General features: G+C 31.4%; 8 protein-coding genes. 6 read left to right on the top strand and 2 right to left on the bottom strand.

Annotation, left to right across the window (positions count from 1 at the left end; genetic code table 11):
• Positions 1-8: 8 nt before the first annotated feature.
• A complete protein-coding gene (locus H6589_09035; GenBank protein ID MCB9174738.1) occupies positions 9-647 on the bottom strand; it encodes an aspartyl/asparaginyl beta-hydroxylase domain-containing protein in 639 nt (212 codons plus the stop codon).
• A 113-nt stretch (positions 648-760) separates the two neighbouring features.
• Between H6589_09035 and H6589_09040 the strand changes: the two genes are divergently transcribed.
• The 3 genes from H6589_09040 to H6589_09050 are packed head-to-tail and all read left to right on the top strand — an operon-like array spanning position 761 to position 3,918.
• Complete coding sequence (locus H6589_09040) at positions 761-1,429, top strand: aspartyl/asparaginyl beta-hydroxylase domain-containing protein (GenBank protein ID MCB9174739.1); 669 nt, start codon at positions 761-763, stop codon at positions 1,427-1,429.
• Between the two features lie 12 nt (positions 1,430-1,441).
• The gene (locus H6589_09045; GenBank protein ID MCB9174740.1) at positions 1,442-3,175 is read left to right on the top strand and encodes a carbamoyltransferase; all 1,734 of its coding nucleotides are present in this window, start codon (positions 1,442-1,444) and stop codon (positions 3,173-3,175) included.
• Positions 3,172-3,918, top strand: a complete 747-nt coding sequence (locus tag H6589_09050; GenBank protein ID MCB9174741.1) for an aspartyl/asparaginyl beta-hydroxylase domain-containing protein — start codon at positions 3,172-3,174, stop codon at positions 3,916-3,918. The genes H6589_09045 and H6589_09050 overlap by 4 nt, the downstream gene beginning before the upstream one ends.
• 318 nt (positions 3,919-4,236) lie before the next feature.
• Here H6589_09050 and H6589_09055 read toward each other — a convergent pair whose 3' ends face one another.
• Complete coding sequence (locus H6589_09055) at positions 4,237-4,980, bottom strand: sulfotransferase (protein MCB9174742.1); 744 nt, start codon at positions 4,978-4,980, stop codon at positions 4,237-4,239.
• Positions 4,981-5,060: 80 nt separating this feature from the next.
• Between H6589_09055 and H6589_09060 the strand changes: the two genes are divergently transcribed.
• The 3 genes from H6589_09060 to H6589_09070 form a co-directional block, all read left to right on the top strand.
• Complete coding sequence (locus tag H6589_09060) at positions 5,061-7,046, top strand: tetratricopeptide repeat protein (protein MCB9174743.1); 1,986 nt, start codon at positions 5,061-5,063, stop codon at positions 7,044-7,046.
• Positions 7,047-7,314: 268 nt separating this feature from the next.
• The gene (locus tag H6589_09065; protein MCB9174744.1) at positions 7,315-7,665 is read left to right on the top strand and encodes a hypothetical protein; all 351 of its coding nucleotides are present in this window, start codon (positions 7,315-7,317) and stop codon (positions 7,663-7,665) included.
• A 42-nt stretch (positions 7,666-7,707) separates the two neighbouring features.
• On the top strand, positions 7,708-9,601 hold a 1,894-nt coding region (locus H6589_09070; GenBank protein MCB9174745.1), incomplete at its 3' end, for a hypothetical protein.

Below are 9,601 nucleotides of genomic sequence, written 5' to 3' on the forward strand. Positions count from 1 at the left end.
AGAAAAATTTATAAGCTAAAATAGCCATCATTTAACCATTTTAACCAAACATGTTTTTCAGCAATATTTAACAAGAAAGGGTCGTCCATTTTTTCTAATTTATATTTACATATTTCGAAACCAGAATAAGGCATTGATGGATTAGCAACATCAATCATTAATACCATCCTTGATTCATTAGATAGATTCCAGGCTTCATGTATCTTGCTATCATCAAAAGTGATTACTTTCCCTTCTTCCCAACTGTGCTCTTCATCTTCGATTTTTATTTTACAAAGTTCTTTAGATGGAACTTTTAAGGCTAAATGATTTCTAAGCACCATTTTTGTATAGCCTTTGTGAGCTTCTATAATTGTATTAGGTTCTAAAACGGAAAATTGTGCGGTAACCAATTCTGGAATCTTATTTAATAAAGCTGATGTTTTAGGGCATTTTTGGCAATTTTCAAGGTTTTTTATGCCGAAAAATGAAAACTCGTATGTTTTCCATGCTTTAGAAGATTCTGATTTTACATAATGAGGGTGTGCCAAAAACCATTGGTCATCTTTATTATATACGTTCAATAATTCACTTTGAATATCCGTCCAGTTCTCTTCTAGAAGTTTTGTCCATTCAAAAAAATTATAATGAAAATTTGAAGCATGCATAAACTATAAAGTTAAATTATATAAAACATGAAGTTAATCAATTGTTGGGAAATTAATTAGTATAAATATCAATATTTTATAACTTTATGGTTTTAAACTATTTTTATTTGTTTATGGATACTGAAACATTTTATGATTGGAGAAGGTTTCAATTTTTAATAGAGTTTAAACAAAATTTTTTGCTTATAAAGAAAGAGTTACTTGCTATTATTGATAAACCCATTGAGCCAAATAATTATTCAACATGGATTGGGGAACGACCAGATTATTTATCGAACCCAATAGATAAAAATGTGGCATGGAAAACGTTAACTTTTAGAATATTTGGAATAGATTATCAGCCTAATAAGGACTCTTGTCCAACAATAGCTTCTCTTATTGAAAAGTATCCATTTATAGTTACAGCTGAGTTTTCAATGTTAGAACCACAAACATTTATTCATCCTCATACGGGTTTTACGAATAAATTGCTTCGAGCTCATTTAGGATTAGTAGTGCCTGAAGGTGATGCTGGAATTAAAATTGAGAATGATTTGAGGGTTTGGAAGGAAGGAGAATTACTGGTTTTCGATGATAGTAAGATACATGAAGCATGGAATAATACGAATTTTAGAAGGGTAGTTTTTATGTTTGATTTCGAACCAAGCCTTAACCCAATAAAAGCTAAAGATGTTTGTAAAGAAGTACTTACTAAAACAAACGATAAGCATTTATTGACCATTGCACCAAGAGAACAATGGTTAAGTTGGTTAGACAAGGGTTATTTTTATTTAAATTCATAACAAAGTCAAAGTATGAAAAAAATTTATATAGGACTAAATGATAATTTCCATGACCCATCTATATGCATACTAGATGAAGAAGGGGAATTATTGTTCGCTGAAGGAATTGAAAGATACTTACAATCAAAAAGAGGGATAGGGTGTCCTCCAGATATGGATTTTTATATTGAAAAAGTTATTGAAACATTATTTGCTAGAGATATATATCATGTTTATTTGGGCTCTTCATGGACAAAAAACAAGCATCTTTTTTCTAAGTTTTTAGATTTTTTAGGTTTTTTTAATTACGATTCTAATTCATTAATTAGAAAGCAACTTAAAAAAATGGGCGCTCATAGGAGCTTTCATTCAGGTTCGTTGAGAGCAGCGGCTGCATTAACTCAGTCTGGAGCGGGAATTTTTAAACAATTTAATAAATGGAATATAGATGCTATAGTTGAAAGGAAATATTTTAATCATCATTTGACTCATATAGTTAATGCTATATCTTGTTCTGATTTATCCGAAGGAATAGGTTTGGTTATTGATGGAGGGGGTGAAGCAACAGCTGTTAGTATTTATAGTATTAAAGATAAAGAGCCTATTTTAGTGAAAGCTATTCACACAACATTTAGTTTGGGTGCACTATATAGTATTTCAACAAATGCTATAGGGTTTTCTGCTTATAAAGGGGAAGAATGGAAAGTGATGGGCTTAGCTCCTTATGGAAAAAAAAATGAATTATTTGAGAAATTTATTAAAGACATATTTAGGATTAAAAACGATAAGTATACCACCAAAACAAAAATTTTAGGAAGATATGTGGAGGAGTTAACTCAATATGTAATAGATAATAATATATCTAAAGAGGACGCTGCTTATACTGCTCAAAAAGTTTTTGTGGAATATTTGTTGTCTATTGTGAATTATGCTAAAAGATTAGTTCCAAATCAAAAAAACATGTTTGTTTCTGGAGGTGCGGCATTAAATTCATCTGCAATGGGGGAATTGAGTGAAATGGGAATATTTGATAATATTATTGTTGCAAATGCACCAGCTGATGACGGAAATTCTGTTGGAGCAGCATTTATGGCTTACAAAGAGATTAATGGAAAATATCCTAAATCATTTAAAAATAGAAGTGCCTTTCTCGGCTCTGAAATTAATCAAGAGAAGTTAGATCAATATGTGGTAACTTCGAAATTACCATTTGAAAAATTAGAAGATCCTGCACATTATGCCGCATATTTATTAAGTCAAAACCAAATTATTGGTTGGATACAAGGAAGAGCTGAATTTGGACCTAGATCATTGGGGAATCGTTCTATTTTAGCTCATCCTGGTTTTGTTGAAAATAAAGATCGAATTAATGCTGTTGTTAAATTTAGGGAAAGTTTTCGTCCTTTTGCTCCATCTATACTTGATGAGTTTGGGAGTTCCTATTTCGAAAACTATTCCTATTCACCTTTTATGGAAAAAACGTTAACTTTTAAGAAAGAAGTGAGAGAAAAAGTGCCTGCTGTTGTACATGTAAACAATACTGGAAGGTTGCAGTCAGTAACAAAACATACAAATAAAAAGTTCTTTGATTTAATAACTGAATTTAATAAGCTTACTAGCATTCCATTGGTTATTAATACAAGCTATAATGTTATGGGAAAACCAATTGTTCATGATTTACATGATGTTATGGCTGTCTTTTTTGGTAGTTCTATTGATGCTGTTATCATTAATAATTATGTTATTGAAAGAAAAAATTTATTATGAAACTGTGGTTCTCAATTTATGATGAAAAGCGATATCAAGGTGATGAGGTTGCTTTCTATAACCCTTCTGATTATGATTGGGCTGAAATAGTTTTAAAAAATAAGGATATAATTATTAATGAATTTAAGCAAACCATAAATTCACAAAAACTTTTCGACCCATATTTTAATTACTTGTTTTCTACTACTGATGGGGGATGGAAAACTATTGGATTGAAATTTTGGTCAATAAATAATTACAAAAACCAACAATATTTTCCTGAGATTACAAAAATAATAAACAACATTCCTGGATTGATTTCAGCATCTTTTAGTAAGTTAGAAGCAAACAGTGAGATAATTCCTCATAATGGAGATTCAAATGGATTTTATAGATGTCATTTAGGACTAGATATTCCTGGTAAATTACCTAATTGTGGCTTTGAGGTAAAAGGAGAACAAAAATCTTGGGGAAATGGAGAGTTATTAATTTTTTGTGATGCATTGTATCATCGAGCATGGAATAATACAGAAAATGAAAGGTATATCATGATTTTTGATATTGTTAGGAAAGAGTTTGAACCTCAGCAAAATAAGCTTATTACTACTGTGTTGGCGTCAATGCTGCTTCAGAAAGTTGGATTAAAATTAGGTGTCGGATTAAATGAAAGCTTTAAAAGAAGAAGATTAAAGCCACTCGTATTAATTTTGAGACCTTTTGCACAATTAGCTATTTGGTTTACAAACTATTTTAAAGTGTATTAATTGAAAAATTTAAAAAAGTTTATTTTAGCTAATATTCGTTTATATCTGATAGGCATAGTAATGTATCTTGTAGCTACATAATTGTCTATTATAGCTAGAATTATAAAATATTTATCTATTAAGGAAAATGACACCTTTTTATTCAAACAAGGATAACCAAGAGACGTAGCTACTTCTTGGCAAATACTGTCAATTTTATTTAGCTGTATTTTATTAAATGCAGATTGATTTTCCCATTCATTTATCTTTTCTTTGTCAACTTCTAAGAAACTATTGAAGTGATGTTTTTTAAAGAGCTTTATTTCTTTTTCGGGTACATTATTTTTTTTTTGCTAGTTCATCCAGTAATTCGGTTGTAATTGCAAGAGGATTTGAACTTAAATTTTCAATAATTTTAACGCCTAAAAATAATTGTATTTTTTCTAAACAACTTCCAGTATCTAGGATTAAATCCTCATATTTTATGATTAGTTTTAAATCTTGTGGAATATTTGATTTTATTAATGGTTTTAAATCAAGAGTCCATCGTTTTGCTTCATAAATATAATTTTTTCGAGCTGAATTAAATTTTAAACTTGAATAAATATTAGCTCGATGGTTTCTAACTAATAATACAAATTTGGTTTTAGGTGAGTGATGATGGATTTTGTCAATCAGGTGATTGAGACTAATTTCTTTGTTGACTAGAGTGGTTATTTGTTTCTTTTCATTAAATGTAGCTTTAATCTTTGAATTGATTATTCTACATATTATTAGAAAATCTAAAGGATTTTTATGGTTTAATATGGTTTCAATCAATTCGACTTTTGAAGGAAGCATAAACATATAGAAACCATCTCTTTTCTTGCCTAAAACAAAAAATAAGTCATCAATTAATTTTTTTATAGTAATTGTATCGAACTGATTTACGTTCTCGTAATCACATTTTAGTAGCCAATAAATGTTAAGCTCTGAAATACTTAAAATGTTGGGGTGATTATTAAGCAGGTTGTTTAAAAGAGTGCTCCCTGAACGATTTCTTGAAAGAATATAATGATTTGTTATGTTTTTGTTGAGGTTCATTATAAATATAATGATGTAAAAATATTAATAATCGGCTAATGTTTTTATATTTGTTACAGGTTATAGGTTTTATAAATAAATTGATAATAGATTTAAGCAATATATCGATTAATAAATATAGGTGGGTTATTATTATCCTCACATTTATTATTTATGGTAATTCCATTAACAATGAGTATGCATTAGATGATAATATTGTTGTTGAAGGTAATAAAACTGTTGAGGAGGGATTGTCTGGTATTCCGATGATATTTAAATCTAGGTATTCAACAGATAAAAAACAGACTTATGATTACCGCCCTTTAGTCATAACAACATTTGCTATAGAAAAGCAATTCTTTAGTAAATTTCCTGAAAAGCAATCAATAAAAGAAAAAGCAAAGAAGGATAAGCTTACTCAAGCAAATATTAGTCATTTCGTTAATGTTTTGTTATATGGATTATTGTGCATAGTTCTTTTTCATCTTTTAATTAAAATTATGCCCGAATATCATATTGTTTTCCCTTTTTTAATTACTATAATTTTCCTCATACATCCTATTCATACAGAAGTAGTGTGCAGTTTAAAAAATAGAGATGAAATGTTGATGTTGATTGGCATGTTGTTTTCACTACATTTTTTTATTAAATTCAATGAGTTAAGACGTCTTAAATATATTTTTTTAGGAATGCTATTTGCATTGATTGCATTATTTTCAAAAAGTAATGGAATGGCTTTGTTGGCATTAGTGCCAGTGTTCTTATTTTATGTAAATGCAAAACCCAAAATCATTATAATTTCTTTTTTATCTATTGCCTTAATGTATCTGAGTTTTGGACAATTTCAGAGAATGGTTTTACCAGCAAATCCAATTCGAATTTTTGAGTATTTTGAAAACCCATTAATGCATGAAGCATGGTCAATAAAACGGATATCTGCAAGTCTATATTTTAGTTGGTTTTATTTAGAGATGCTTATCTTTCCTAAAAACCTATCCTTTTATTATGGGTACAATCAAATTCCTATTGCAACATGGAGTTATTGGCAAGTTTGGGTATCCCTAATTTTTTATGTTTCAATTGGTTTATATGGATTGTATGCCTTTATCAAAAAACAAATCATTGGGTTGGCAATAATAATTTGGATAGGCCTTATGATGGGTGTTAATAATGCGATATTTTTATTGCCTGGAATAGTTGCTGATCGTTTTGCATTTTCCTTTTCGTTAGGATTTTCAATTGTATTAGTATGGTTGCTTGTCAGAGTATTTAAGGTAGATGTGCAACATGGTTTAAAAAAGATAAAGTTTTCTAATGGTTTGTTGCTAGTATTTTTGAGTATTTGTTTAATTTATTCTGCTAGAACCATAACTAGAAACCCAGATTGGCACGATTATTTAACTTTGTTTGAACATGATATAGAACACTTAACGGAATCTGCAAAAGCACATGCATTAATATCAAATACAATGTATCCGTTGGTTGCTAAAGAAACCCAACAAAATCCAAATAGTTTGAATTCTAATGATGTTCAAAAAATTATTTATCACTACAAAGAATCGATTAGGATAGATTCAAATTATGTAACAAGTATAAATAATTTAGGGTCGGTATATGTTAATTTTTTAAGAGACTATGAGTCTGCAATTAATTATTGTGAAAGAGCAGTGGAATTGGATTCGAATTATTTGGAAGCACATTTTAATTTAGCCTTTTCATATCAAAACATTTATAATTATGAGAAATCTTCATACCATTATCTCAAAGTGATTGAGCTTAATCCAGATTATTTGAAGGCTTACGATTTGTACAATCAGTTATTGAATAAGCACAATAAAGTTGAAGAGGGGATTTTAATGTTAAAGAGCATGGCTGAAAAATCATTAAAACCAAAAAGTATTTATGTAAATATTGGAAATCTTTATTCTTTATATTCAAATGGCGATTATAGCTTGTCAATAACATATTTTGAAAAAGCATATGAGTTAGATAAGAGTGATAAAGTTTTGTGTGGTCATATTGCTAAATTATATCAGTTAACTGGTAATATTCAAAAATATAACAATTTAATCCCTTTTTGTCAATAATTTAACTATTAACTTGTTGTGCAACCTTTTAATTATTTTTACGTCCTACATTTCGTACACTTTCTAAAAGAATGGAATAATAAATGATTGTTTTCGATAAAATGAATGGTTTTTTCGTTTAAAATTCGTTTTTTATCCATAAGTTTGAGTGGTAATTTTTATGTAAGCTATTAAATTATTTGTAATAAAGATGAAGAAAATTAAATTCCTTTTAAGCTCAGTTTTTGTAGTGTTTACTTTTGTTGTTAACGCTCAGCAGAGAAATCAAATGCCTAAATCTAACAATGTAGATGTGCCAGCCTCAACCGTTGTTACCGAAGAAAAAAAATCACCTCATGGTCATATATTACTTCAGGAAAGCCCAGAGGTTTTAAGAGCTAATAGTTCGCAATCTAAACCATCTGCTTCAGGTGTTAGAGGGACTGAAATTATTGGAGAAGGTCAATATTTAAATCGAGATAAAGTGATTATGGAAAGATCTATCTCTGGTCAAATTCCAAAGGATTTTCCTAAGCATATTGTAGGTCAGACACCAGAACAGTATCGAGAGGTGGTTATGAATTGGGCTAGACAGAATCTACATTTAATAAAACCTGAATATCATCACGAGATTAAATAGACAAAATAATCAACATTTTAATGATTTTATAATTTAGAGAGAATGAAACGATTTTACAAAAAAATATTTTTAGGTATTACAATGATTTCATTGTTTATTTTAACGTCTAAAGTTTATGGACAAGGAGCAACTTGTGCAGCTGCAGATCCTTTTTGTACCGGAACATCATATAGTTTCCCGAACAGCACAGGTACTACTGCACCAGGAGGCAATAATTATGGATGTTTAAGTACTCAGCCAAATCCTGCTTGGTATTACATGCAAATAGGAACTTCTGGAAATATTGACATTACGATTAGTCAAGTAACCAATTCGGGAGCAGGAATCGATGTCGATTTCATTATGTACGGTCCCTACAATTCTTTGCCAATAGCATTAGCTGATTGTGGTAATATGGGTAATCCATCAAGTGAAATTGAAGATTGTAGTTATTCTACTGCTTCAACTGAAGTTGCAAATATTGTTGGAGGTGTTTCGGGTCAGTATTATATGCTTCTTATAACAAATTATTCTAATATATCTGGAAATATTTCGTTTTCTCAAACAGGGGGTACAGGTTCTACGAACTGTGCCATAATTAACCCTCCTTGTCCTACTGTTGGTATTCATGCTGAAAGTGGTGGGACATCATATAATTTTCCCTTAACTTTTTCTTGTACTGATGCTGGAACTTTGTTTATAAGGGCTGATGATGCGGCAACAGCTGGAGGACCTATTGTCCCTGGTATTCAGGTTACTACTACTACTAATTCTCAAACATCTGGTAATAATATTTACGGATTAGAGCAAAATGGTACAACTTGGAATAATTATTGGAGTTTTACAAACTTGTCAGCATCTACAAATCATACATTATCAATGTATGAGGTGGATAATGTTACCACCAATAGCTTGGGTGTTGAGTTTTGTGATGTTAGATCAGGAAGTGATATGTCTTTTGTTATTACCGATCTTAATTGTGGTGGAGTTATTGCTAATAGCCCTGCTTGGGGAGCTGCTGATGGTACTAATTCTGGTTCTGCTGGATCTACTGTTAATGGTGATGTGGGAGCTGCTACGCCTTCTGGAGGTTGTCAAGTAGTTACTTTTCCAAAAACGGCAGTGAAGGGTACGGCTACCTATTCTTGCCCAACTTGTCCTCCTGGATCTTTTACGGGAACCAATTATGGTCATGCGTTTTTTAGTCCGTCTATTGCTGGTCCAGGTACTTATAATATAACGTATTCATTTAATAATGGGTGTGCTGGTCCTGATAATTGTTTTGGGACTGTAACCGAGACAATAACAGTAACGAGCCCTAATACCTTTACGAGTTTAACCTATCCAACACCGAGGTGTGTAGGCTCAGGTAATGCTTCACCTACCTTGGTAGCCACTGGAGGTGGGTCTTATAGTTCAGGAACTTTAGGAGGGGCATTAAACACTTCAACTGGAGTTATTAATACTGCAACCGCACCAGTAGGAACACATACGATAACTTATACGGTTGGTACGGGGACGTGTTCCGCTTCAGGAACAGGGACAATAACAATAAGTCCAAATAACACAGTAAGTGCGGCATCAAGTTCGCCGAATGTATGTGTTAATACGGCGATAACAAATATTACACATACGACAACAGGAGCGACAGGGATAGGAGCAGCGTCAGGTTTGCCAGCAGGTGTAACAGCAGGATGGTCAGGCAATACCATTACGATAAGTGGAACACCTTCTGCGGTTGGAACGTTTAACTACAGTATTCCGTTAACAGGAGGATGTGGAACGGTAAATGCAACTGGAACGATAACAGTAAGAGCAAACAATACAGTAAGTGCAGCGTCAGCATCACCAAATGTGTGTATCAACACGGCAATTACAAACATTTCGCATACAACAACAGGAGCGACAGGTATAGGAGCAGCGACAGGGTTACCAGCGGGCGTAACAGCGAACTGGT

The organism is Flavobacteriales bacterium, assembly GCA_020635795.1.
Taxonomy (GTDB): Bacteria; Bacteroidota; Bacteroidia; order Flavobacteriales_E; family Vicingaceae; genus Vicingus.

Excerpts from the sequence above, each read along its gene's own strand:
- H6589_09035 (MCB9174738.1), bottom strand. The coding sequence starts at position 647 with ATGCATGCTTCAAATTTTCATTATAATTTTTTTGAATGGACAAAACTT.
- H6589_09040 (MCB9174739.1), top strand. The coding sequence starts at position 761 with ATGGATACTGAAACATTTTATGATTGGAGAAGGTTTCAATTTTTAATA.
- H6589_09045 (MCB9174740.1), top strand. The coding sequence starts at position 1,442 with ATGAAAAAAATTTATATAGGACTAAATGATAATTTCCATGACCCATCT.
- H6589_09050 (MCB9174741.1), top strand. The coding sequence starts at position 3,172 with ATGAAACTGTGGTTCTCAATTTATGATGAAAAGCGATATCAAGGTGAT.
- H6589_09055 (MCB9174742.1), bottom strand. The coding sequence starts at position 4,980 with ATGAACCTCAACAAAAACATAACAAATCATTATATTCTTTCAAGAAAT.
- H6589_09065 (MCB9174744.1), top strand. The coding sequence starts at position 7,315 with ATGCCTAAATCTAACAATGTAGATGTGCCAGCCTCAACCGTTGTTACC.